The sequence below is a fragment of the Streptomyces sp. NPDC005784 genome (assembly GCF_042871525.1).
In the GTDB taxonomy this organism is placed as follows: Bacteria; Actinomycetota; Actinomycetes; order Streptomycetales; family Streptomycetaceae; genus Streptomyces.
The window spans coordinates 147,720-172,472 of record NZ_JBIAIQ010000001.1 but is presented as its reverse complement, the minus strand read 5'-3'; the positions used below and the strand labels follow the sequence as shown (position 1 = coordinate 172,472).

General features: G+C 71.2%; 18 protein-coding genes and 1 pseudogene. 9 read left to right on the top strand and 10 right to left on the bottom strand.

What is annotated here, in order from left to right:
• Positions 1 to 253: 253 nt before the first annotated feature.
• The 3 genes from ACFYR3_RS00755 to ACFYR3_RS00745 all read left to right on the top strand — a co-directional run bounded on the left by ACFYR3_RS00755 (position 254) and on the right by ACFYR3_RS00745 (position 5,570).
• A complete protein-coding gene (locus ACFYR3_RS00755) occupies positions 254 to 1,678 on the top strand; it encodes a hypothetical protein (protein ID WP_355843536.1) in 1,425 nt (474 codons plus the stop codon).
• Positions 1,679 to 2,011: 333 nt separating this feature from the next.
• A complete protein-coding gene (locus ACFYR3_RS00750) occupies positions 2,012 to 3,469 on the top strand; it encodes an alkaline phosphatase PhoX (RefSeq protein ID WP_356781984.1) in 1,458 nt (485 codons plus the stop codon).
• A 520-nt stretch (positions 3,470 to 3,989) separates the two neighbouring features.
• Positions 3,990 to 5,570, top strand: a complete 1,581-nt coding sequence (locus ACFYR3_RS00745; protein ID WP_389280868.1) for a TROVE domain-containing protein — start codon at positions 3,990 to 3,992, stop codon at positions 5,568 to 5,570.
• A gap of 103 nt (positions 5,571 to 5,673) precedes the next feature.
• On the opposite strand, the gene ACFYR3_RS00740 is transcribed toward ACFYR3_RS00745, so the two are convergent.
• On the bottom strand, positions 5,674 to 7,140 hold the full coding sequence (locus ACFYR3_RS00740; protein ID WP_389280866.1) for an MFS transporter: 1,467 nt from the start codon (positions 7,138 to 7,140) through the stop codon (positions 5,674 to 5,676).
• Positions 7,141 to 7,276: 136 nt separating this feature from the next.
• Here ACFYR3_RS00740 and ACFYR3_RS00735 point away from each other — a divergent pair, with 136 nt between their 5' ends.
• Both ACFYR3_RS00735 and ACFYR3_RS00730 read left to right on the top strand, forming a co-directional pair.
• Positions 7,277 to 7,852 carry a helix-turn-helix domain-containing protein gene (locus ACFYR3_RS00735; RefSeq protein WP_356781987.1) on the top strand — a complete coding sequence of 192 codons (576 nt, stop codon included), beginning with the start codon at positions 7,277 to 7,279 and terminating at the stop codon, positions 7,850 to 7,852.
• A 168-nt stretch (positions 7,853 to 8,020) separates the two neighbouring features.
• Positions 8,021 to 9,680: pseudogene (locus ACFYR3_RS00730) on the top strand (IS200/IS605 family accessory protein TnpB-related protein).
• A gap of 270 nt (positions 9,681 to 9,950) precedes the next feature.
• Here ACFYR3_RS00730 and ACFYR3_RS00725 read toward each other — a convergent pair.
• Positions 9,951 to 11,165 carry a TerD family protein gene (locus ACFYR3_RS00725; RefSeq protein WP_355843918.1) on the bottom strand — a complete coding sequence of 405 codons (1,215 nt, stop codon included), beginning with the start codon at positions 11,163 to 11,165 and terminating at the stop codon, positions 9,951 to 9,953.
• Between the two features lie 363 nt (positions 11,166 to 11,528).
• Between ACFYR3_RS00725 and ACFYR3_RS00720 the strand changes: the two genes are divergently transcribed.
• Entirely contained in the window at positions 11,529 to 11,972 is a 444-nt protein-coding gene (locus ACFYR3_RS00720; protein ID WP_389280864.1) for a hypothetical protein, read from the top strand.
• A gap of 131 nt (positions 11,973 to 12,103) precedes the next feature.
• On the opposite strand, the gene ACFYR3_RS00715 is transcribed toward ACFYR3_RS00720, so the two are convergent.
• The 6 genes from ACFYR3_RS00715 to ACFYR3_RS00690 form a co-directional block, all read right to left on the bottom strand.
• A complete protein-coding gene (locus ACFYR3_RS00715) occupies positions 12,104 to 13,096 on the bottom strand; it encodes a zinc-dependent alcohol dehydrogenase family protein (RefSeq protein ID WP_355843551.1) in 993 nt (330 codons plus the stop codon).
• On the bottom strand, positions 13,093 to 13,944 hold the full coding sequence (locus tag ACFYR3_RS00710; RefSeq protein WP_355843554.1) for a carbohydrate ABC transporter permease: 852 nt from the start codon (positions 13,942 to 13,944) through the stop codon (positions 13,093 to 13,095). The genes ACFYR3_RS00715 and ACFYR3_RS00710 overlap by 4 nt, the downstream gene beginning before the upstream one ends.
• Positions 13,944 to 14,879 (bottom strand): carbohydrate ABC transporter permease, encoded by a 936-nt coding sequence (locus ACFYR3_RS00705; protein WP_389280861.1) that lies wholly within the window; start codon positions 14,877 to 14,879, stop codon positions 13,944 to 13,946. The genes ACFYR3_RS00710 and ACFYR3_RS00705 overlap by 1 nt, the downstream gene beginning before the upstream one ends.
• Positions 14,876 to 16,246, bottom strand: a complete 1,371-nt coding sequence (locus ACFYR3_RS00700) for an ABC transporter substrate-binding protein (protein ID WP_389280859.1) — start codon at positions 16,244 to 16,246, stop codon at positions 14,876 to 14,878. Before ACFYR3_RS00700 ends, ACFYR3_RS00705 begins: the two co-directional genes overlap by 4 nt.
• A 137-nt stretch (positions 16,247 to 16,383) precedes the next feature.
• Positions 16,384 to 17,154 carry a DeoR/GlpR family DNA-binding transcription regulator gene (locus ACFYR3_RS00695; RefSeq protein WP_355843563.1) on the bottom strand — a complete coding sequence of 257 codons (771 nt, stop codon included), beginning with the start codon at positions 17,152 to 17,154 and terminating at the stop codon, positions 16,384 to 16,386.
• Between the two features lie 355 nt (positions 17,155 to 17,509).
• A complete protein-coding gene (locus ACFYR3_RS00690) occupies positions 17,510 to 18,319 on the bottom strand; it encodes an NAD-dependent epimerase/dehydratase family protein (protein WP_389280857.1) in 810 nt (269 codons plus the stop codon).
• 289 nt (positions 18,320 to 18,608) lie between these two features.
• On the opposite strand from ACFYR3_RS00690, the gene ACFYR3_RS00685 reads away from it, so the two are divergent.
• Both ACFYR3_RS00685 and ACFYR3_RS00680 read left to right on the top strand, forming a co-directional pair.
• A complete protein-coding gene (locus ACFYR3_RS00685; RefSeq protein ID WP_389280855.1) occupies positions 18,609 to 19,550 on the top strand; it encodes a 5-dehydro-4-deoxyglucarate dehydratase in 942 nt (313 codons plus the stop codon).
• Complete coding sequence (locus ACFYR3_RS00680) at positions 19,547 to 20,722, top strand: hypothetical protein (RefSeq protein WP_389280853.1); 1,176 nt, start codon at positions 19,547 to 19,549, stop codon at positions 20,720 to 20,722. The genes ACFYR3_RS00685 and ACFYR3_RS00680 overlap by 4 nt, the downstream gene beginning before the upstream one ends.
• 182 nt (positions 20,723 to 20,904) lie before the next feature.
• Here the strand turns inward: ACFYR3_RS00680 and ACFYR3_RS00675 are convergent, their stop codons facing one another.
• Both ACFYR3_RS00675 and ACFYR3_RS00670 read right to left on the bottom strand, forming a co-directional pair.
• Positions 20,905 to 22,101, bottom strand: coding sequence for an MFS transporter (locus tag ACFYR3_RS00675; RefSeq protein WP_389280851.1), 1,197 nt, complete (start codon positions 22,099 to 22,101; stop codon positions 20,905 to 20,907).
• A gap of 139 nt (positions 22,102 to 22,240) precedes the next feature.
• Entirely contained in the window at positions 22,241 to 23,428 is a 1,188-nt protein-coding gene (locus ACFYR3_RS00670; protein WP_389280849.1) for a serine hydrolase domain-containing protein, read from the bottom strand.
• A gap of 526 nt (positions 23,429 to 23,954) precedes the next feature.
• Here ACFYR3_RS00670 and ACFYR3_RS00665 point away from each other — a divergent pair.
• Complete coding sequence (locus ACFYR3_RS00665; protein WP_355843580.1) at positions 23,955 to 24,542, top strand: TIGR03086 family metal-binding protein; 588 nt, start codon at positions 23,955 to 23,957, stop codon at positions 24,540 to 24,542.
• Positions 24,543 to 24,753 lie beyond the last annotated feature (211 nt).

Sequence of the window (24,753 nt, the reverse complement as noted above, 5' to 3'; positions counted from 1 at the left end):
TTGTCAAGGTTTCGGCGGTGTACGAGACCTGTCGGAGACATGAACCGGGCGGCATGGGTGGAAATCCGTCTAGGCTGAGCAGTTGGCACGGATTTCCCGGGCCGCCTTCGGATTCCCGAGTCCAACGGCGCCCGGCGGGTCCGGTGCCCGCCGCAGCGGACGGTGCCCGCCACCGTCCGGCGCGACTCCGGGCCAACGCCCCGCGTGAACCGCTAGCCCTGCTCGTCGTGTTGTTCGGAGGAGAACTCAGCCGATGTCAGACAGCTCTTCCATGCCGCCCGTGCGGCTGCACTCCGAGGCGCAGTTGGCGCGGGACGCGCTCGCCGCGCCGCTGCTCTCCCGCGCCGCGCGGCTGGCCCGCTGGGCGGGCCCCGGCACCCGGGTCGGCGCGGGGGGCGAACTCGTCGAGGAACAACTTCCCGAGGCGGCTGGCGTCCTCGGCCTGCCCGGCGAGGAGGCGGCCGCCCTGGCCAGTGAGGCCTGGCGGGTCGCCGTCGACACCGGGCTCGTCGAGATCGTGGACGACGAGGAGGGCACCGTCACCGCGGGCGAGGACCTCGCCCTGCTCACCTCCGGTGGCCCGCAGGACGTCCTCGGTATCTGGCTCGGCGCGCTCGACACCGTGCTGGCCGACGCGAGCGTGCCCGACCTCGGCGATCTCGTCGACGCCATGGACGAGGAAGGCGAGATCGACCTCTCCTCCCTCGACTGGGACCCGGAGGCGGAGTCCGAGTTCCTCGACGGGGTGCTCGGCAACCTGTATCTGCTGACCGTCGGCGAGGACGCGCTCGGCGAGGTGCCGGTGCCGCTGCCCGCGCTCGCCGCCTCGATGATCCTGCCCGACGACATGGGCGAGCCCACCAACGACGTCCTGGAACAGGTCTCGAACGCCATGATGCGGCTCGACGACCAGTTCCGGCTGTTGCAGCCCATCGGTCTCGTCGACTTCCAGCCCGTCGACGAGACCCTGATGGCGGACGCCGCCGAGGAGCCGCCCGCCGCCGAGGACCTGGACGTGACCCGGTACGGCGTGGTGCGCCTGACACCGCTCGGTCTGTACGGACTGCGCGCCCGGCTGATCGAGGCGGGCTTCTCCGCCCCCGCGGTGGGCGAGCTGACGGACAAGGGCGCGGACACGCTGCTGGACGGCACGGCCGGATTCCCCCCGACGGCCGCGCAGGCCGAGATCGAGCAGTGGCTCGCCCGGCGTGAACCGCTGTCCGCCGCACAGGAGTTGCTCTCCGCGGCGCGCGGCGCCGACACGGGCGCCCCGCTGCGCCGCCTGCACTGCCAGCAGGCTCTCGCGCTGGTCGGCATGGAGGCCGAGCCCGCGCTGTGCGAGGTGCTCGACGACGCCGAGCTGGGCGGTCTCGCCCGGGTCTGGCTCTCCGAGCGCGGCGCGCCCGACGTGCCCCCGCCGTCCGAGGCGATGGTCTTCTGGCTCACCATCGACACGGTGGCGGCACAGCTCGCCGCCGAAGGGAACTCCGACGAACTCCAGTCCCTGGTCGAGGGTCTGGCCCAGCAGCACAGCGGCTTCTTCGACACTGCCTGGCGGGTCGAGCACCCCGCCGCCCCGGACGTCCTGGAGGCCATGGGCCGTCTGCACCCCGACAAGAAGGTCGCCAAGGAAGCCCGCAAGGCGGCGTTCAAGGCGCGGTCGCAGCAGGGCGGGTGAGCGGGCACCGGTGAGGTGGCTCGGGCGCGGGCGGGCCGGTTTGCGGAGTGGTGTTCCCCTGCGCCGGTGAGGTGGCGCGGGGCGCGGGGCGGACCGTCCGCGGGGCGGTGTTCCCTTGCGTTCGTGAGGTGACTCGGGCGGCGAGTGCCGGGCGGGCTGTTCCGCGGAGCCGCGGCTTCCCCTGCGCCGGTCGGGTGGATTCACGGAAGCGGGACCTCTGAAGTCGGCGCGCGTTCAACTCGCGTTCAAGCGGGGGCGGGACGGTGTGGCCGCAAGCCGAGGTCGCCACCGTCCCACACGACAGTCCGAGTCCACCGTCACAGGAGACATCACATGTCGCTCACTCGCAGGGACTTCGCCAGGCAGTCCGCGATCACCGGTGCAGGCGTCGTCCTGGTCGGCAGCGTAGGCGCCCTCGCCACCGCCCCCAACGCGCTCGCCGCCACGGAGACCGAGACCGACGGCGCGGGCGAGGACTCGGCGGAGGCCCGGCACGGTGGCGTCGGCTACGGTCCGCTCGTCACCGACCCGAAGGGCCTCCTCTCGCTGCCCGCCGGGTTCTCCTACCGGGTCATCACCTACAGCGGCCGTACCAAGCTGGACTCGGGTGAGTTCACGCCGTCCAACCACGACGGCACCTCCACCTTCGACGGCCCGCGCGGCGCCACCCTCCTTGTCAACAACCACGAACTCAAGGGCCCCCGCTCCGGCTGGACGCATCCCGTGCCGCTCACCGAGGGCCTGGTCTACGACCCGGCCGCGTCCGGCGGCTGCACGGTCGTCGAGGTGCGTCACGACAAGGTCGCCGAGTGGGTCGGCATCGCGGGCACCTCCACCAACTGCGCCGGCGGCAACACCCCTTGGGGAACCTGGCTCACCTGCGAGGAGACCGAGGACAAGGCCGGCCAGAACGGCATGACCAAGGACCACGGCTACGTCTTCGAGGTCGACCCCCAGGACCGCCGCCGCAACAAGAACCCCAAGCCCATCAAGGCGCTGGGCCGTTACGCCCACGAGGCCGTCGTCGTCGACCCCAAGCGCGGTCGGCTCTACCTCACCGAGGACGCCTCGGGCCCCAACGGCCTGCTGTACCGCTGGACGCCTCCGCAGGGCTTCGAGCACGGCCACGGACAGCTCGCCACCCTCGCCGACGACGCGGGAGCGCTCCAGGCCTTCAAGTGCTTCGACTCCGGCGGCAAGTTCGTCGACGACCTTTCCCGCGCCACCAAGACCGGCACGGTGTACGGCGTGGACTGGGTCGACGTCCAGGACCGTGACGCCAAGAGCGTCTCCGTCCGCAAGCAGTTCACCGACGGCCAGGTCACCCGCGCCCGCAAGCTCGAAGGCATGTGGTGGGGCGACGGCGGCATCTACATCGTCTCCTCCTACGCCCGCACCGAGAGCCCCGGCCAGGCGCACGACGGAGCGGTCTGGTTCTACGACCCCAAGCGCCGCACCCTGACGCTGAAGGTCCTCATCGGCGTGAACCCGAATCCTTCCGTCGACGGCGCCTTCGACGGCCCCGACAACATCACCGTCTCCCCGTACGGCGGCCTCGTCATCGCCGAGGACGGCGAGGGAATCCAGCACCTCTTCGGCGCCACCGAGAGCGGACGCACGTACCCGATCGCCCGCAACGAGCTCAACAACGGCACCGCCGAGGCACCGGAGTACAGCGAGTTCACCGGCGTCACCTTCTCGCCCGACGGCCGGACCCTCTTCGCCAACATCCAGGAACCGGGCATCATGCTCGCCATCACCGGCCCCTGGAAGCGCCAGAAGCGCGGCTGAACTCCCGCCGGTTCCACCGGAATTAATTCGCTCGCCCGACGCGCGGCCGCCCTCCTAAAGTGATGCATGTGTCCAGGTGCGAAGGCAGGACCTACTTCCACTGATAATGGGGCGGCCGCGGGTTCGAGTCCCGTCACCGGTACAACGCGCCGGTGTAGCTCAGGGGTTAGAGCACCTACGTCGGTTCCGCCGAACCTGAACTCTGGACACCACAACTTCATGCACCTCCCGGTGCGCGGGCTGCGGCTACTTCTCTTTCAAAGAATCCGCGCCGCCGCCTACTTGATCTCGGGAGGGGCAGCTCATGGTGGGTGCCCGGTGCGCAGGCAACGGTTACTTCATTGGGATCGGAAGGTCGCGGGTTCAAGTCCCGTCATCGACTTCGGGTCGGTGTAGCTCAGTTGGCAGAGCGTCTGAACAAGTTCCGTCGCCGACTCCTGATCTCGGGCACCCTCCATTTGCTGTGCCTCCCTCCGAAACACGATTTCACCGTCGTAGAACGAATTCGGGGGAATTCACCATGGCACGATTCAACACCAAGGCGGCCAAGGCGCAGCCCACTTCGCGCGTGACGTCCACCGGCCGTGTGCTGCGGACACACCAGGGCGGCCGGGGCCAGGAGCGCGACGCGCGCGCCGAGCTCTTCCTCCTGTCGATCGCCAACTTCGTCTCGCAGCAGACCTTCTACGAGACCGGCGCGGACCGCGACGACCGGTTCGCCGCGCTGGTGCGCGAGCTCGCCGTCGCCGACCCGTCCTGGACCGCCGCACTGCTCGGCTGGCTGCGCGGCGAGGGCAACCTGCGCACCGCCTCGCTCGTGGGCGCCGCCGAGTACGTGAAGGCACGCCTCGACGCGGGTGCCACCGACGGCCCCGCCAACCGGCAGGTCATCGCCTCCGTGCTGCGCCGTCCGGACGAGCCGGGCGAGCTGCTCGCCTACTGGACCTCCCAGTACGGCCGCAACGTACCCAAGCCCGTCAAGCGCGGCATCGCCGACGCCGTACGACGTCTCTACAGCGGCAGGTCGCTGCTGAAGTACGACACCGCGTCCAAGGGATACCGCTTCGGCGACATCCTCAACCTCGTGCACGCGGCGCCGGACCCCGCCAAGCCGTGGCAGGGCGACCTGTTCCAGTACGCGCTGGACCGGCGCCACAACCCGGACACGGCCGTCGTCCCCAAGTCGCTGCCCATGCTCGTCGCCCACCGCGACCTGATGGCGCTGCGGCCCGCCAAGCGGCGCAGGGTCGTCACCGGCGCGCAGGGCGCTCAGCGTCTGGCGGACGCCGGCATGACCTGGGAGGCGCTGGCCGGCTGGCTGCAGGGACCGATGGACAAGGCGGCCTGGGAGGCCGTCATTCCGTCCATGGGTGCGATGGCGCTCGTCCGCAACCTGCGCAACTTCGACGAGGCGGGCGTCAGCGACGAAGTGGCGGCGCGGGTCGCCGCGAAGATCAGCGACCCCGCGGAGGTCGCGCGTTCGCGGCAGTTCCCGTTCCGCTACCTCGCGGCCTACCAGCACGCGCCGTCGCTGCGCTGGTCGTACCCGCTGGAGCAGGCGCTCGGTCACTCGCTGGCCAACGTGCCCGCGCTGCCGGGCCGGACCCTGGTGCTCGTGGACCGCTCGGGCTCGATGTTCTACTCGCGGCTGTCGGAGCGCTCCGAGCTCAACCGGGCCGACGCGGCGGCGATCTTCGGCACGGCGCTCGCGCTGCGGGCGGCGGACGCGGATCTCGTCGAGTTCGGCACCACCAGCAAGCGGGTGGAGTTCAGCGCGGGGGAGTCGGTGCTCAAGGTCATCGGGCGGTTCGGCGACCTCGGCGGGACCAACACGAGCGAGGCGGTCCGCGAGCACTACAAGAAGCACGACCGGGTCCTCATCGTCACCGACGAGCAGGCCACGTACAGCCACTACGGCGACCCGACCGAGCAGGTCCCGGCGCAGGTACCGGTCTACACGTGGAACCTCGCCGGCTACCGCGCGGGCCACGGCCCGTCCGGAAAGGGGAACAGGCACACCTTCGGCGGGCTCTCGGACGCGGCTTTCCGGATGGTGCCGTTTCTGGAGTCGGCGCGCGACGCGGACTGGCCGTGGGCCTGAGGGCTGACGGCGAGGTCCCCTGGGCCTGAGCGAGGGGCGCGGCCCGTACTTCGGTGCGGGCCGCGCCCTTTGTGCGTGCCGGGTCCGACAAGAACGACAGGCCTTAGGCGCCGCGTTCGCGTTCGGTGCCCGTGATCACGAACGCCGTCAGCAGCAGGGCGGTCAGGGCGATCAGGGAGCCGACGCCGAACGCGCGGGCCGAGCCCTCCGTGAGGATCTCCGACGGTGAGCCGTGGGCGTGCCGGGTCGCCGTGCCGAAGACCGTCACCAGGACCGAGAGTCCGAGGGTGCCGCCCAGCCACTGGAGGGTCTGGAGAAGCCCGGAGGCGGCGCCAGCCTCGCTCGGCCCGATGCCCGCGAGAATGGTGGCGTTCAGCGGCATGAAGCTCAGGCCGACGCCAAGCCCCATCACCAGCAGCGGGCCGAGCAGGCCGGACAGATAGCCGTCGCCGGGCTCCAGCAGCCACAGCCGGCCGGCCGAGACGGCGATCAGCGCCATACCGGTGAGCAGGACCGGCTTGGCGCCGAAGCGCTGGAGCAGTCGCGGCACGAAGCGCACGGTCGTGAACATCATCAGGGTCATCGGCAGGAAGGCGAAACCGGCACGCAACGGGCTGTAGCCCAGGGCCTGTTGACTGATCAGAGTGAGGAAGTAGAACGCGCCGAACATGCCCGCGGGCAGCAGCAGGACACCGGCGTAGGCGCCCGCGCGGTTGCGGCTCGCGAAGAGGCGCAGTGGCATGATCGGCTGCTCCGCGCGCGCCTCCACCAGGGCGAAGCCGACGAGCAGGGCCGCCGCTGTGCTGAAGCCCAGCATCGCCCGGGTGTCGCTCCAGCCCTCCTCCGAGACCCGGATGAACGCGTAGACCAGCGAGGTCATGCCCGCCGTGCCGGAAAGCGCCCCTGCCGCGTCGAACCGGCCCGCGTGGCGCGGGGTCTCGGTGACGAAGCGCGGGAGGGCGGCGGCGACCCCGATGCCGATCGGCACGTTGATCAGCAGGGACCAGCGCCAGGACGCCCACGAGGTGAGCATGCCGCCGAGGACCAGGCCGACCGACGCGCCGATGCCGGCCATCGAGGAGTAGATGCCGAGGGCGTGGTGGCGGCGCGGGCCCTCGGGGAAGTTCGTGGTGATGAGGGCGAGGGTGCTGGGGGCGATGAGCGCGGCGCCCACGCCCTGGAGCGCGCGGGCCGCGAGCAGCCAGGAGCTTTCGGTGGCGAGGCCGCCGAGCAGGGAGGCGGCGGCGAAGAGGAGGGCGCCTGCGGTGAGGGTGCGGCGGCGGCCCGCGATGTCGCCGATCCGGCCACCCAGGAGGAGCAGGCCGCCGAACGCGAGCGTGTACGTGTTGAGGACCCAGGACAGTCCGGTGGGGGTGAAGTCGAGGTCCCGCTGGACGTCGGGCAGGGCGACGTTGACGACGGTGGAGTCGACTCCGACCATCAGATAGGAGGTCACGATGACGAGGAGGGCGGTGGTCGCCCCGGCGGGGTGAAGCGGCTGCGGGGGTAAGCCGGCTGACGGTGTGTCGGGGGTGGGGTTGCCCGTGGACGGTGCGGACGGGGTGGACATGCAGTTCTCCTGGTCTGACGTCCCCGGTACCGTGCGGGTGGGCAGTGCGGACTGCCCGCCGAGATAAGCGGGGACTGTCTCCGTTTGACTCTCGCCAAGATACGGAGAGGGTCCCCGGTTCGCAAGGAGTATCTGAATGGCCCAGGTCAAGCCGATGCGGGCGGATGCGCGGCGGAACTATGAGCGGCTCCTCGAGGAGGCGGCGGTCGCGTTCGCCGAACACGGGGAAGGCGCGTCCCTGGACGACATCGCCAAGCGGGCCGGCGTGGGATCCGGGACGCTGTACCGGCACTTTCCTACGCGGCAGGCGTTGCTGGAGGCCGTCTACGTGGACACCATCGAGGCGATCGCCGTGCGCGCGGACGAGATCGCGGCGGAGCTGCCGCCGGGCGAGGCCCTCGTGGAATGGCTGAACGAACTCAGCGAGGGGATGATCCAGGTCCGCGGGCTGAAGGCGCTGCTCGGGTCGGCTGTCGCGGACGGGAGCTCCGACGTGCTGGCGCGGTGTGGGGCCTCGGTGAAGGCGGCGGCGACGCGACTGGTCGAGGCGGCTCAGCGGGAGGGGACCCTGCGGGCCGACGTGGAGCCGATCGAGGTGCTGCGGCTGGCGCACGGGGTGGCCAGCGCGTCGGAACTCGCCAACGGGGACGGGGCGTACATCCGTCGGTATCTGTCGTTGTTGACGGAGGGGTTGGCAACCGCTGCCTTTTGACTGCGTGTGAGGGTGTTCGGGCGCGAGTGGGTGAGTGTCGACGACCTCCGTCCATGCGGTGTGCGGGCGGGAACGGGAGTTCTTGTCTCGAAGGGGTGACCTGTGCGGGTGGTGGTCGTTGGGTGGGGTGACGGGCTGTTCGGGGCGGATGGGGCTGGGGGTGACGGCGTGGGTGATCTACGGTCGGTGGGGGCGTCGTTCGTGGTGCCCGGCCCGTCGGGGGTGGCGGTCCGGGACCGGCTCAGAGGCCTGACCGCCCAGGACGAGAGGGTGCTGCGGCTGGTCGGTGACCATCTGGGTTCGCTGGCGTCCCGGGACCTCAAGTTGCGGTGTGCGGCCGGTCTGGAGCACGACAACGAGGCGTGGGCGTCGCGCAAGCGCGAGCTGACCGTCAGGTCGTCGTCGCGGTGGGCAGGGTCGCTGACGAAGGCCACGCATGACCTGTGGGCGCTGGCCCGGCGCGGCCAGGCCGCGCACATCCGGCAGCTCGAAGCCGGTGTCCGTATGATCCGGCACCGGCTGTCGCTCCCGCTCGGGGAGAGGGGTTCGAAGCGCGCTCCGGGTGGTTATCGCAGTCGGCGGGAGTGGCATGCCAAGGCTCGTCGGCTGCGGGTGCTGGAGGACCGGCTGGCTGTGGCCAGGGCGGACTGGGCGGCCGGTCGGGTGCGGGTGGTGCGGGGCGGGAAACGGCTGCTGAACACCCGCCACCACCTGGAACAGGCCCGACTCACCGAACCGGAGTGGCGGGTACGGTGGGAGGCGTCGCGCCGGTTTCTGCAGGCAGACGGCGAGTCGGGCAAGCGGTACGGCAACGAGACGATCCGCGTCAGCCCCGACGGTGAGGTGAGCATTCGGCTTCCGGCCCCGCTCGCCCACCTGGCCAACGCCCCGCACGGCCGTTACGTCCTCACCGCGCGGGTGTGGTTCGCGCACCGGGGCGAGACCTGGCGCGATCGGGTCGGGGCGAACCGTGCGGTGGCCTACCGCATCCACGAGGACACCGGCCGGACCCGCTGGTATTTGACCGCCTCCTGGACCCTCCCACCCGCCCAGACGGTGCCCCTGGCCGCCGTCCGGGCCGACGGCCTGATCGGCGTCGACACGAACGCCGATCACCTGGCGGCCTGGCGGTTGGACGTGCACGGCAATCCGGTCGGTGCCCCGCGCCGCTTCGACTACACCCTGTCCGGTACCGCCGACCACCGCGACGCCCAGGTACGCCACGCGCTGACCCGCCTGCTGCACTGGGCCAGGCGCCATCACCTGGCGATCGCGGTCGAGGACCTCGACTTCACCGCCGAGACCAGCCGGGAGAAACACGGCCGACGTAAGAAGTTCCGCCAGCTGATCTCCGGGATGCCCGTGGCCCGGCTGCGCGCCCGCCTGTTGTCCATGGCCGCCGAGCTCGGCATCCCGCTGGTCGCCGTCGACCCCGCCTACACCTCGAAGTGGGGCGCCCAGCACTGGCAGAAACCCCTCACCAGCACCACCAGGAAGACCACCCGCCACGACGCTGCCGCCGTGGCCATCGGAAGGCGCGCCCTGGGGCATCCGGTCCGGCGTCGGACGGTACCGCCCCGTACCCACCAGCGTGATGGGTACGGGCATCGGACCGTCCAGGCCGGCCCGGCCACTCCGGGGCGTGAGGGACCCCGCCCCCGTATTCCCGGACCACGGACACGATCCGTGCCGCCCGGACGCGGAGCGAACGCGGGCAACCTGGGGGTACCTCCCACGCCCTTAAGGCAGTGGGGGAGCCCAACACCGTCCGGGGCGTTCGGCCGAGCACGGGTTCCGGCAACAGGACTCACTCCCGCTCAGTCCCTAAGAACGGTTGCGGGCGTAGTCCTCCGGGCGTCTGGCGGGTTCCGCGTGCCGGGTGTGTGGGTCGGGATCCTGGGTCGGGGCCGACCGCCGGCAGCAGAGGGGCTCGCCCCAGCCAGGGCGTGAGATTCAGCCCCTCCGGTGTTTGAGGAGCGGGGTCTGGAGCGGAGCCGCCAGGGGCGGGACGGGCATGGGCGGCGGGGGCGAAGGGACGGTGTGAGGGGGTGAGGCCCACCCCGGGGTCGGCGACGACCGGCCGGGGTGGGGGCCCGGCTCAGAGGGACTGGGCCGCCGGTTTCACCATTCCGCGGACCGTGCGGGACTTGACGAAGTCGCCCATCGCCGTCATTTCCCATTCGCCGGAGAACTGCTTGATCAGTTTGGCCATCATGACGCCCGTCTGGGCCTCGGCGTTGGTGAGGTCGAAGCGGACGAGTTCCTCACCGGTGGCGGCGTCCAGGAGGCGGCAGTAGGCCTTGGCCACCTCGGTGAACTTCTGGCCGGAGAAGGAGTTGACCGTGAAGACGAGGCCGGTGACCTCCGGGGGGAGCCGGCCGAGGTCGACGGTGATCACCTCGTCGTCTCCGCCGCCCTCACCCGTGAGGTTGTCGCCGGCGTGCTTGATCGCGCCGTTCACGATGGAGAGCTTGCCGAAGTAGCAGCTGTCGATGTGGTTGCGCTGCGGGCCGTACGCGATGACCGAGGCGTCCAGGTCGATGTCCTTGCCGCGGAACGCGGGCTCCCAGCCGAGGCCCATCTGGACCTTGGAGAGGAACGGGCTGCCGCCCTTGACCAGGGAGACCGTCTGGTTCTTCTGGAGGCTGACCCGGCCCTTGTCGAGGTTGATCTTGCCTGTGGGGGCCGGGGCCGCGGGGGGAGCCGCAGGAGCGGCCGGGGCCGGCGGGGCGGTGAAGCGGGGGTCCATGGCCGGGGCCGGGGGTGCCACCGGGGGTTGCGGCGGCTGTGCCACGGGGGCGGGCCGGGCGGCCGGGGCGGGTTCCTCGACGCTCACGCCGAAGTCGGTGGCGATGCCCGCCAGTCCGTTCGCGTAGCCCTGGCCGACCGCGCGGGCCTTCCAGGCGCCGTTGCGGAGGTAGACCTCGACGATCACCAGGGCCGTCTCCGTGCCCAGTTGGGGCGGGGTGAAGGTGGCCAGGACCGTGTTGTCGTCCGCGTTGCGGATCGTCGCGGTGGGTTCGATGCCCTGGAACGACTGGCCCGCCGCGTCGGGACTCGCCGTGACGACGATCTTCTCGATGCCCGGGGGGACCGCGGCCGTGTCGACCGTGATCGCGTCGGGCGCCGTGCCGCCGCCCGAGCGGTAGGTCACGCCGGGGCCGGTGGGCTGGTTGTAGAAGATGAAGTCGGCGTCGGAGCGGACCTTGCCGTCGGCGGTGAGCAGCAGGCTCGACACGTCGAGCCGCACCGGGGCGGTGACGTCCACCGTCACGCGCGAGACGGGGAGAGGGATGTTCGAGCCAGGGGTCATAGCTGTCATGCCTGGGGTAACGAGCGGAGGCGCTTTACCGTTCCCTTACCCAAGGGTGAGTTGCGGTGCCATATCCTCCTTCGCCCGTCACCGCTCGGCTTCGTCCCTGCCGAGCGCGTGAAGGAAGTCCTTGGAGGCACGGGCGGAGCCGCCGGTCACCGGAGACGGTCACCGAGACGCTCGCGTGGTCCCGCATGACCCTTTCGATGGATCGATCGAACATCGGGATGAATCGACTGTCCCCCTGAGGAGTGACGCAGGACTTTGTCGATCTTGGTCGCAGGCCGACGGGGAAGGGATGCCTCGGCCCAAACGATCAGCGGTGTCCCGTCAGGGCGCCGCACGTCAGAAGTGGAGTCGGCCTTGACCCCCGTACCGAACGGAATCTTTGCGATCACCCGTGCTGGCGAGCAACTGCTCACGATGTTGGGAGGGTCGTCGGAGCCCAAGACACCCGTTGTGCTGCTGCCGCCCACCGGCAACCCCGGCGAGCAGGAGTGGCAGCTGGAGAACCTCGACAACGGCAACTGCACGATGCGCAATCTCGGGAGCCAGACGTATCTGTCCTTCGACGCCGACCCGGAGATCAACAAGCCGATCGGCGGGTTCCCCGAACCGTGCGAATGGGCGCTCTACCAGAGCGCGCAGCCGCACACCTTCCACGTCGTCGTCCCTGGAGGCCCCGTAGACGGCCAGGAGCTGGCTCTGGACCTCAGCCTGCTGAGGATCTTCCCGCCCCGCCTGGCCCTGCGGCCACTCGACGTCAACGACGCACGCCAGGCATGGAGGTTCCAGTTCATGGAATAGCGGCGTGAGCCGGGTGCCCGGGTCGGCCGTCGACCCGGGCACCCGGCCTCGGCTGTCGTGCCTCGGTTCACGAAGACACCGTCCGAGGGCTTCGTCCCCGCGGTCTCCTGGGGGCGCTGCTTCCGGTGGCACTACTTCGGCACGACGACGATCTTGCGTCCCACGCCTGCCGCGAACTGCTCCAGTGCCTCGGGGTAGCTCGTCAGGGGGAGGCGGTCGCTGATGAAGACCGACGGGTCGAGGACGCCGGCGGCGAAGAGTTCCGCGGCGCGTTCGAAGCTGTGGAGGACGGCCATCGAGCCGGTGATGGTGATCTCCTGGTTGTAGACGCGGTACGGGTCGATGGTGACGCGGGTCGCGTAGTCGGCCACGCCGAACTGGAGGAAGGTGCCGGCCTTCGCCACCCGGTCCAGGCCGTCCTGGATCGCCGCCGCGTTGCCCGTCGCGTCGACGACCACGTCCCAGCCCCGGGGGCGGTCCAGTTCATCGGGGTTCGCCGCCGCACCGGAGACGCCGAGCAGCCGCGCGGTGGCCAGCCGCTCGGGGTTCACGTCGACGACGTCCACGCTCGCCGCGCCGGTGCGCTTGGCGAGCTCCAGCATCATCAGGCCCATCGTGCCGGAGCCGTAGACCAGGACGTGGGCGCCGAGCCGGGACCGCAGGACGTCGTAGCCGCGGACGGCGCAGGACAGCGGCTCGACCAGGGCGGCGTCCTGGGTGCTGACGTGCTCGGGGAGCTTCACACAGTTGGCGACGGGTGCGGTCGCGTACTGGGCGGCGCCGCCCGCGGTGGTCACGCCGATCGCGGCCCATCTCTCGCAGAGGTTGTTGTGGCCCGTACGGCAGTAGCGGCACTCGTAGCAGTACAGGGACGGGTCGACGGCCACCCGGTCGCCGACCGCGAGCTCCGTGACCCGGGTGCCCACGCCGACCACCTCGCCGGCGAACTCGTGGCCCGGCACGATCGGCAGCTTGGGCGCGAACTCACCCTGGAGGATGTGCAGATCGGTGCCGCACAGGCCGCAGGCGGCGACCTCGACCACGACCTCACGGGGGCCCGGCGTCGGGTCCGGGACCTCGGCCACGACGGCTCGGCCCACGGACTCGATGACTGCGGCCTTCATTTCACGGCTCCCAACGACAGGCCCTGGACCAGTTTGTCCTGGGCGGCGAACCCCGCGGCGAGCACCGGCAGGGAGACGACGAGCGACGCGGCGCACACCTTCGCCAGGAACAGGCCCTGGCTGGTGATGAATCCGGTCAGGAAGACGGGGGCGGTCTCGGCGACCACGCCCGTGAGCACCCGGGCGAAGAGCAGCTCGTTCCAGCTGAAGATGAAGCAGATCAGGGCGGTGGCGGCGATGCCCGGCAGCGCGATGGGAGCTACCACCCGGGTGAGGACGGTGGGCAGCCGGGCGCCGTCGATCTGTGCGGCTTCGATCACCGCGACGGGGACCTCGGCGAGGAACGACTGCATCATCCACACCGCGATCGGCAGGTTCATGGAGGTGTAGAGGATGACCAGCAGCCAGATGTTGTCGAGCATGCCGGTGTTCTTGGCGAAGAGGTAGATCGGCAGGAGGCCGGCCACCACCGGCAGCATCTTGGTCGACAGGAAGAAGAACAGGACGTCCGTCCACTTCCTCACCGGGCGGACGGAGAGTGCGTACGCCGCCGGGAGGGCCAGGAGCAGGACGCACAGGGTGGACACGACCGACGCCACGGTGGAGTTGATGAGCGCGGGCCAGGGGCTCGCGCCGCCGCCCGTGCCGAAGAACTCCCGGTAGCCGTCGAGGGTCAGGGCCGCGCCGAAGGACGGCGGGTTCTTCGCCGCGTCCGGCTCGGAGTGGAAGGACGTCAGGGCCATCCAGGCGATGGGCAGGAAGAACACGATGCCGAGCACCCAGGCCGCCAGGCCCAGGCCGGTTCCCCTGGTGCGGCGGGGGCGGACGTGTGTCGCGGTGGCGCTCATCAGCGGGACCCCTCCTCGCGGAACAGGGACGACACCACGCGCAGCGCGAAGGTCGCGATGACGATCGAGCCGATGACCACCAGGACGCCCGCGGCGGAGGCGAGGCCGTTCTCGTGGGCCTGGTAGAAGCTCTGGTAGACGGTGTAGGGCAGGTTCGCGGTGCCGAGGCCCCCGGAGGTGAGGGTGAAGACCGCGTCGAAGTTCTGGACGATGTAGATCGAGCCCAGCAGGGCGCCCAGTTCGAGGTAGCGGCGCAGGTGGGGGAGGGTGAGGTGGCGGAAGACCTGCCAGTCGTTCGCGCCGTCCACCCGCGCCGCCTCGATCTGCTGGTGGTCGCGGCTCTGCAGCCCGGCGAGCAGGATCAGCATCATGAACGGCGTCCACTGCCAGACCAGGGAGGCCTCGACCGCGAGCAGCGGCGTGTTGGAGATCCAGTCGGGCTGGGGGCCGCCCACATAGTGCAACAACCCATTGAGCAGGCCGTATTCAGGGTTGTAGAGCACATGCTTCCAGAGGAGGGCCGCGGCGACCGGGACCACCAGGAACGGTGCGATGAGCAGCGTGCGGACGATGCCGCGCCCTCTGAACTTCCGGTCCAGGAGCAGGGCCAGGACCAGGCCGAGGACCAGGCTGACGAGGACGACGGTGACGGTCAGCAGGATCGTCGTCCAGACGGAGTGGCGCAGATCGGCGTCGGTCAGGACGTCCGAGTAGTTGCCGAGGCCGGTGAAGCGGCGGGCCTTCGGGTAGAGGGCGTTCCAGTCGAAGAACGAGATCACCAGCGTGGCCACGAAGGGCAGTTGGGTCACCGCGATCATGAAGATCAGGGCCGGGAGCAGCGGGCCCCGGGTGGCCCAGGCGCGCAGCCGGGCGGACGGCTGCCGAAGGGTGCGTACGGGAGGAGCGGCCACGCGGGCCGTTGTCGTGGCGGTCATCGTCCCTCGTACTCCTTGGAGATCTTCTCGGCGAGTTTCTGGGACTTGTTCAGCGCCGAGTCGACGGACTGGCGTCCGGCGATGGCCGCGCTGATCTCCTGCGAGACCTTGGTGCCGAGGTCGGTGAACTCGGGGATGCCGACGAACTGGATGCCGGGCGCGGGGCGGGGCTGGACGCCGGGGTCTCGCGGCCGGGCGCCCTCGATGGCCTCGCGGGTCATGTCCTGGAAGGCCGCGGCCTCCTTGCGGTAGGCGGCGTTCGTGTACGTCGAGGCGCGTTTGCCCGCCGGCACGTCGGACCAGCCGGCGGTGTTCCCGACCAGTCGCTCGTACTGCTTGCTGGAGGCCCAGGAGATGAACTTCCAGGCCTTGTCCGAGTTGTGCGAGGCCTTCTGGAGGCCCCAGGCCCAGGTGTAGAGCCAGCCGGAGGACTCGGTCTTCTCGACCGGCGCCGGGACGTAGCCGAGCTTGCCCCTGACCGGGGAGTCCTTGGCCTCCAGCAGGCCGGCGGCGGAGGTGGCGTCGTACCACATGGCCGTCTTGCCCTGGGTCATGTTGTTGAGGCATTCGGCGAAGCCGGACTGGGCCGCGCCGGACTCGCCGTGCTCGCGTACGAGGTCCACGTAGAAATTGGTGGCCTTCTTGAACTCGGGGGAGTTCAGGTGCGCCTTCCAGTCCTTGTCGAACCAGGTGCCGCCGAAGGTGTTCACCACGGTGGTGAGCGGAGCCATGAGTTCGCCCCAGCCGGGCAGGCCGCGCAGGCAGATGCCCTTCATGCCCGGCTCGGCGCCGTCGGCCGCGGCGGCCAGCCTGCCCACCTGTTCCCAGGTGGGATGCGCGGGCATCGTCAGGCCCTTCGCGGCGAACACGTCCTTGCGGTACATCAGGAAGGACGACTCGCCGTAGAACGGCTGTCCGTAGAGCTTTCCGTCGGCGGCGGTCAGCGACTGCCGCATGGGCTTCAGGATGTCCTGCTCGTCGTACGCGCTGTCGCGGCGGACGTAGGAGTCCATCTCGTGCAGCCAGCCGTTGCGGGCGTAGATCGGTATCTCGTAGTTGGACAGCGTGGCGACGTCGTACTGGCCCGCCTGGTTGGCGAAGTCCTGGCTGATCTTGTCGCGGACGTCGTTCTCCGGCAGGACGGTGAAGTTCACCTTGATGCCGGTCTCTTGGGTGAAGTGGGCCTTGGTGAGCTTCTGCAGCTCGACCATCTGCGGGTTGTTGACCATCAGGACGTTGATGGAGTTCCCGCCGGAGCCCGACCCGCCCGCTCCGGTCCAGCAGCCGGAGAGGAGCGGGGAGAGCAGCGTCCCTGCGGCGGCCGCGGCGAGCAGTGCGCGGGGCCTCCGTCGGCTCGGGGTTCGCATGGATCACTCCTGGAGGAATGGGGAGATAAGGGGTGGAGCGAGGCGTAAAGGCGCCCCGGGGTGGGTGAGTTGGGCTGTCGCGGCCGGTGGAGTGGGGAGGTGGCGGGTCGGGTTGTCAGGGTTGTCGGGCGGGGTTGTCAGACGCGGATGACCTGCGGGCCCTGCAGCGAGTAGCGGTGCGCCTCGGACGCCGGGAGCAGCGTGCTCGTGACGATCGCCTCCAGGGCGCCGATGCCGGCGAACCGGCAGAAGCTGACGGCGCCGAACTTGGTGTGCACGCCGGCGAAGACCGTACGCCGGGAGGCCCTGATCGCCTGTGCCTTGACCTCGCTGACCGCCGGGTCGGGTGTGGTGAGGCCGTGCTCGCGGGAGATGCCGTTGGCGCCGATGAAGGCCAGGTCGATGACGAAGCCGGCGAGCATCTTCGTCGTCCAGTGGTCGACGGTCGCGAGCGTCCCGGGGCGGACCCGGCCGCCGAGCAGCAGGACGCTTGTGTTGTCGGCCCCGGCGAGCGCCCCGGCCGTGGCGAGGGAAGCGGTGACCACGGTCAACGGCCGGTCCCTGGGCAGCGCTTCGGCGATGAGCTGCGGGGTGAACCCCTCGTCGACGAAGACGGTCTCGGCGTCCCCGAGCAACTCGGCCGCGGCGGCGGCGATCCGGCGCTTCTCGGGCACATGGCTCGTGGTGCGGAAGGCGAGCGTCGTCTCGAAGCCGGCGCTCTCCACGGGGTAGGCGCCGCCGTGGGTGCGGCGCACCAGGCCGTGGTCCTCCAGGGTGCGCAGATCGCGCCGTACGGTCTCCTTGGCGACGCCCAGTTCGCCGGCGAGTTCGGTGACGTCGACCGAGCCCGTGCGGCGCGCGGTCCGGACGATCTCGCGCTGCCGTTCTTCCGCCGTCATCGCCGTCATGGCCGTCACCCGCTCCCTCGCGCCCCGTCGCGCACTGCCCGTTCGGGCCCGGTGGAGCCCTTGAGGGAAGTTCTACAGCGGGTGTCGGCCACTGACCAGGCCTGTTGCGGGCCCGATGCTGCCCGGCCGTGCCCGTTCGGTGCCGTGGCCGCCCGTGGCGGACCTGGGACGGAGCGGGCGAGGAGGTGGGATCGGGCAGGGGCCGTGCCCGAACACGGGAGCGGGCGGGCCCGTTCGGTGCCCGCCCGCCGTCCCGCCGTCCCGCCGTCCCGCCGTCCCGCCGTCCCGCCGTCCCGCTGTCCTGTCGTTCTGCAGTCCTGCCGTTCTGCCGCCCGCTGTCCCGTCCGTCGTCGCGTCAGTACGGCCAGATCGGCGGGTGCGTCGTGAAGTGGCCGCCCAGGTGGGCGTGGTCCGGGTTTCCGGGGTCGAGGTCGCCCTGCTCGGCGATGAGCTTCTCGGCGTACGGCTCGGAGTCGTCGCGCGGTTCGTAGCCGAGGGCCCGCGCGGTCGAAAGGTCCCACCACAGGCGGGTGTTGGCGGACGAGCCGTAGACGACCATGTGCCCCACGTCCTTCGCGCCCAGGGCCGCGTGGAAGAGGCGGGCGCCGTCCTCGGGGCTCATCCACACCGAGAGCATGCGCACGCTGGTGGGCTCGGCGAAGCAGGACCCGATGCGCACCGAGACGGTCTCCAGGCCGTGCCTGTCCCAGTAGAGCTGCGCCAGGTCCTCGCCGAACGACTTGGAGAGGCCGTAGAAGGTGTCCGGTCGGCGCGGGGTGTCGATCGGGATCAGGGGGTCGTCGCCCTGCGGGCGCGGGGTGAAGCCCACCGCGTGGTTGGAGGAGGCGAAGACGACACGGCGTACGCCTTCCTCGCGGGCCGCCTCGTACAGGTTGTACGTCCCCTCGATGTTCGCCTTGAGGATCTTGTCGAAGGAGGATTCCAGGGAGATGCCCGCGAGGTGGATGATCGCGTCGACGCCCCGTACGGCCTCGCGCAGCGCCGCCCGGTCGGCGAGGTCCGCGGTGATCGCGTCCGGCTCGCCCTCGACCGGGAGCACGTCGAGCAGGCGCAGCTCGTAGCCGTACTCCGGCAGCAGCCCGCGCAGCAGGGTGCCGAGTCCGCCGGCGGCGCCGGTGAGCAGAACGGTGCGGGGAGCGGGCATGCGGGGGTCTCCTCGGTGCGGGCCGGCGTGTCAGGGCGGAGGCTCCGCCGGACAGTCGGCTGGGGCGCTGCCGGGCGGCCGTATTCGTGTATGACATTCACATCCGTGGACACGCTAAGGAGCGCTGACGTGCTGCGTCAAGTGTGGCGCGGAGGGGGGAAATCCGCCTTCGTGTTGCGGGTTTGTGTGCTTGACCGGCCCCAAGGTGGCGGCTTAGCGTGGGTGCGTTCAGAGATATGGACATGGATCAGAAACGTGCACTCGGTGGGCACCTTTTAAGGGAGAGTCCGTGACGTCAGCCCCTCTTGCCGCTCGGCTGAGCATCCCCAGCGGGCCGTTGTTCTTCCCTGTCACCGCGTACGGACCCGATGGCTCCGTGGATCTCGACGTCTACCGGGAGCATGTGCGGCGCGGCGTCGAGGCCGGAGCCGCGGCGGTCTTCGCGTGCTGCGGAACCGGCGAGTTCCACGCGCTCGTGCCCGAGGAGTTCGAGGCGTGCGTACGGGCGGCCGTGGAGGCGACCGCGGGACGCGTGCCGGTGGTCGCGGGCGCCGGATACGGGACCGCCCTCGCCGTGCGCTACGCACGCCTCGCGGAGGCCGCCGGGGCCGACGGCCTGCTCGCCATGCCGCCGTATCTCGTGACGGCCGGGCAGGAGGGGCTGCTGCGGCACTACCGGGAGATCGCCGCCGCCACCTCCCTGGACGTCGTCGTCTATCAGCGCGACAACGCCGTCTTCACCCCCCGGAGCGTGATCGAACTCGCCCGCACCGAGGGGATCATCGGGTTCAAGGACGGGCTCGGCGACCTGGACCTGATGCAGCGGATCGTCAGCGCCGTCCGGAGCGAGGCACCCGGCGACTTCCTCTACTTCAACGGCCTGCCGACGGCCGAACTGACCGGACTCGCCTACCGGGGGCTGGGGATCACGCTCTACTCCTCGGCGGTCTTCTGCTTCGCCCCCGAGATCGCGCTGGCCTTCCACCGGGCCCTGAACACCGGGGACGACACGACGGTGAACCGGCTGCTGGACGGCTTCTACCGGCCCTTCGTCGACCTGCGCGCGCAGGGACGCGGTTACGCGGTCGCCCTCGTCAAGGCGGGCGTACGGCTGCGCGGACTGGACGTCGGCGAGGTGCGGCCCCCGCTGAACGAGCCGGCCGAGGACCATGTCAAGCAGCTGGCGCAGCTGATCGACCGCGGGTACGTGCTCCTTGAGGAGGACATGTGAGAACGTCCGCGTTCCTGTACCCCTGGGACGTCAACGGGGACCCGGAGGCCGCCGCCAGGACCGCCGGTCTCGGCGTCCACCAGGTGACGCTCGCGTCCGCCTACCACTCCACGCGCGCGTCGACGCCCCGCCACCCCCGCCACCGGATCGTCACGGCCTCGCACGCCGCCGTGCTCCATCCGGTGGACGAGGCACGGTGGCGGGGACGCGCCCTTCGCCCGTACCCGGCCGGCGACTGGGCGCCCGGTGACGCGTACGGCGAGGCCGCCGCCGCGCTCGCCGGGGCCGGGCTCGACGTCCACACCTGGGTCGTGCTCGCGCACAACTCCCGTATGGGGGAGGAACATCCGACGACCTCCGTCGTCAACGCCTACGGGGACCGGTACCCCTGGGCACCCTGCGTCGCCCAGCCCGGCACCCGCGCCTACCTGGCCGACCTCGCGGTGGAGGCCGCGGTCCGGCCCGGCGCGGCCGGTACCGAACTGGAGTCGCTCGGCTGGTACGGGCTCGCCCATCTGCACGCCCACGACAAGATCGGCGGGGTGGCGCTCGGGGACGCCGGGCAGTACCTGATGTCGCTGTGCTTCTGCGCCGCGTGCGCGGACGGATACGACGGACAGGGCCTCGACGCCGAGGAGTTGGCGTCCTTCGTGCGCGATGCGCTGGAGCCGGTGTGGCGGGGGGCACCGTCCGACGGGGGCTGGCCCGGAGTGGAGAAGCTGCTCGGGGCGGAGACCGCGGCGGCCACCCGCCGATGGCGCGACGGGGTGGCCCGCTCGCTCCAGGAGGAGACGGTCTCGGCCGTCCGCTCCGCCGCGCCGGCCGGGTTCCGGGTACTGCTGCACGCCGACCCCGTGTCCTTCCACTGCGGTGCCAACGCCGGGGTCGACCCCCGGCACATCCTGTCCGTCGCGGACGGCGCGGTCGTGCCGTGCACCGGAGGCGCGGACCTGCTGACGCCGTTCGCGGAGGCGATGCGGGCGGGCGCGAGGGGGCGGGTCCTGGCCGCCAACTTCACGGTGGTGTCGGGGATGGGCGGCCGGCCGGACACCCTGGCGGCGGACGCGGCGCGCGCGGCCGAGCTGGGCGCGACGGAACTCCGCCTATATCACGCGGGGTTGGCCTCGGACGCCGATCTGGAGACCGTACGGGGGGTGTTGGCGGGGCTGTAGTCCAGCCCCGCGACTTGAATGCCCAGTCCCGCCGATGTGAAAAGGACCAGTCCCGCCGACGTGAAAGCCCAGTCCAGGGACGCGAAAGGTCCAGCCCCTCCGGCGTTTGAGGAGCGGGGTCCGCGGCGGAGCCCCGGGTACGGGACGGGCAGGGGCGGAGGGGGGCGAGAACCGGTGTGCCCTCACTCCCGCACCGGCGCGGGGGCGCTCCGGAACAGCGGGCTCAGGGTCACCAGCCGGATCAGGCCCAGCGCGGGCAACAGGACCTGGTAGTCGACCAGTTCGACGAGCCCCGCCCCGAGGGCCAGCCCGACGGCGTTCGGGGCGTAGAGCAGCGTGTTCACGGTGGCGGAGGCGCGGCCCAGCAGGTCGGCCGGGGTCTCGCGCTGGACCGCGGTGTACGTGGCGATGAGCACGCAGGGCAGCCCGGCCCCCACGGCCGCGCTGGTGACCAGGGCCACCGGATCGAGGGGAACCGCCCGGAGGGCGACCGCGACGGCGGCCAGCGCGATGCCGCTGGCGGCGAAACGCCGTTCGCCCAGCCGCCGCAGCAGCGTCCCGGACACCAGCCCGACGCCGACCGACCCGGCGCCCTGGGCGACGTACAGGACGCCGACGTACGTGGGGGACCGGCCCAGCCCCTCGGCCACGGCGTAGACCGTCGCGCCGTTGATCCCCCCGAAGAGCATGGTCGTACCGCCGGCGAGGACCAGCGGCCGGAGCCCGGGATGGCGCCGGAGATGGCGGACACCCTCCGCGGTGCGGGAGCGCAGGCTCTCTGTGGGCTTTCGCACAGGCGGGGTCTCGCGGACGCGCAGCAGCGCGAACACCGCCGCCGCCAGTACGAACGTCACCGCGTCCAGGAGCGCGACCCGCGGGCCGCCGTACGCCGCGTAGAGGCCCGCTCCGGCGAGCGGTGCCAGCAGCTTCATGCCCTCGTTGGCCGTCATGCGCAGACCGTTGAGGTCACCGAGGAGGTCCTTGTCGATCGCGGTGGCCAGCAGAGCCGACTCGGCGGCGTCCTGGACGACGCCCACTGTGCCGTAGACCAGGAGCACCGCGAACAGGATCCACAGGCGGTCCCGTTCGTCCACGGCGAACAGGACGGGCAGCAGCGCGGCCAGGAGCAGATTCGTACCGATGAGCAGGGGCCTGCGCCGGATCCGGTCGGCGAGGGTTCCGAGGGCGGGGCCGATCAGGGTGGGAGCCCAGAGGGCGAAGACGCACAGCGCCGCCAGACCGTTCGAGCCCGTCAGATCCTTGACCCAGATGCCCGACGCCAGCCAGATCGCCGACGTCCCGAAACCGGAGACGACCAAGCCGGTCAGATACAGCCCGGCGTCGCGATCGCCCAGAACCCTCGCCACTGTCCATGTCATGGCAGGTGATCGTGGTTCTAAGGCGGCCCCGAGGGGATCGGGCAACCGCCTTAGACGCGGGCGCTGCCGGGAGCCGCCGCCGGACGACGGCTCAGCCGCTCGCCGCACGGACAGGGGCGCTGCCGCGCCCCGGGGTCCCTCAGTCCTTCAGCAGCGCGCAGACGAAGTTCTCCTCGACCTCGCGCAGCTCCTTCAGCAGCTCCGGCTTGGTCGCCTGGTTCACCTGGGTCGTGAGCGAGAAGGTCAGGGACCGTCGGCCGTCGGGTGTGGCGGCGATCAGCTGTGTGTAGCCGGGGAAGTTGCCGGTGTGGCCGAGGACCACTCCGCAGCGGGTGGAGTAGCGGAAGATCGCCTCTCCCGCCTTGTTCTCGCCGGGTCCCGCCGGCTCCGAGGCTCCGTCGATCCAGCGGCGCTGCTCGCGCAGGGTGGCTTTGGAGATCAGGGCCCCGCCCGCGTAGCCGCGGATGAAGCGGGTCAGGTCCGCCGGGGTCGAGATGATCCCGCCCGACGCCCACACGCCCGACGCGCTGAGCACCTCGCTGATGTCCTCCGGCGGGTTCGGCGGCTGGACGTCGTAGCCGTGCATGTACGGCTCGGGCATCTCGTAGCCCTGCGGGAGGCTCGTGTCGCGCAGGCCGAGCGGCCGGTACACGAGCCCGCGCAGCAGTTGCTCGTAGCGCTCGCCGGTCGCCGCCTCGGCCATCAACGCGACCGCGATGTTGTCCGAGTTCGAGTACTTGTACTGCGATCCGGGCCGGAACTGCAGCGGTTCGTCGGCCACGTAGTCGAGCAGCCGGCGCGAGTCGAAGTGGTGGCGCGGATCGGCGGTGACGATCTGGAGGAACTCGGGGTCCTGGGTGTAGTCGGGCAGCCCGCTGGTGTGGTTCAGCAGCTGGCGCAGCGTCACGGCGTGCCACTTATGCGGCAGGGACGGCAGCCGGCGGCCGATGGTGTCGTCGAGGGAGAGCACGCCCCGGTCCACCAGGCCCAGTGCCACGGCACCGCTGAACGCCTTCGCCGTACTGGCGATCCGCGTGTGGTCGTCGGCTTCGATCGGGCGGCCGCTGTCGATGTCGGCGACTCCGGCGCGCACGATGCGGGACTCGCCCTCGCGGCGCAGGACGGCGATGACTCCGGGCGGGCCGCCGGGGCTGTTCACCAGCCCTTCGAGCTGCTTCCGCAGCGCGCGGTCGCGGTCCGCGGAGCCGGAGCGGGAGCCGGAGCCGGAGCCGGCGTCGGCCGGTGCGGACACGACGCCGGTCAGACAGGCGGCGACGAGCAGGGTGCCGAGGGACGGACGCAGGCGGGGGCGGCGGGGCAATGACATGGGTTCTCCCGAGTCGGGCGGGGCCGGGGCACGCCCAGCTTCGGCCCCGGGCGATCGACTCGCCTGCGCCGCTGCTGCATACGGAGGAGCGGGCCGCCCGGTGGTGGGGCCGTCCGGCTGTCCTGGTGCGGGAGCCCCGGGTCAGCCGTCCGGCTGTCCTGGTGCGGGAGCCCCGGGTCGGGGAACCGATGAGTTTCGTGTGCGGACGCGGTCTATCCCATGGGCCTGCCCCACGGGCGTGCCTCCATGGGTCCGCCTCCGTGGGGGCCTGCCCTCATGGGTCTGTCCTCACGGGCTGGCGTGCCTCCATGGGTCCGCCTCCGTGGGGGCCTGCCCCACGGGTCTGTGCTCACGGGCTGGCCTGCCTTGGGTCAGCCTCCATGGGGGCCTGTCCCCACGGGCCTGTCCCCCACGGGCCTGTCCCGACAGGCCTGTGCCCCCACGGGCCTGTCCCGTCGGGCCTGCCCCAAGGGCCCGCCCGCACAGGTCTCCCCCCGAAGTGGACACGAGTTCTGAGGAGAATCGGATGACCGGCCAGACCTTCGACCTCGGGCCGCAGGCCCTGATCGTGGCGCGCCTCGCGGAGGGTGTCACGGACGCACAGCTCGACGGGGCGACTCCCTGTCCGAAGTACGCGGTGCACAACATGCTCGGGCATTTGACGGGACTGGCCGTCGCCTTCCGCGACGCCGGGCGCAAGGACCTGGGCTCCTCCACCGACACCAGCCCGACCGTCGCCGTGCCCGACATCGGACCCGGCTGGCGCGAGACCCTGCCGAAGGCGCTCGACGAACTCGCCGACGCCTGGCGGGACCCGGCCGCCTGGAGCGGCATGACCCGTGCCGGCGGAGTCGACCTGCCGGGTGCGGTCGCGGCGGCCGTGGCCGCCGACGAACTGGTGGTGCACGGCTGGGACCTCGCGCGGGCCACCGGCCAGGAGTACACGCCCGATGCCGCCGCTCTGCAGGCGTCGTACGGGTTCCTCGGCGCCGTGGCCGAGGACCCGACCCGGGGCGGGGGCATCTTCGGCCCCGCCGTCCCGGTACCCGACGACGGGCCGCTCCTCGACCGCGTGATCGGCCTCAGCGGCCGCGACCCCGGCTGGAAGCCGTAGCGGGGGAGCGGGAAGCGTAGGGCCGTGATCCGCCTTCGCTGAATCACGGAAGCACGCGGATCCGACGGCGCGCGGGCGACCCGGACACCGAGGTTTCACGGGCTGCCCGCCGAGTACCCGCGGCCGCCGCGTACGCACTGGCCGCCGAGTACGCGGGCAGCCCGAGTGCGTAATCCGGGGCCGCCCGCCCTTGTTTCGCCCTGCCCGCCCC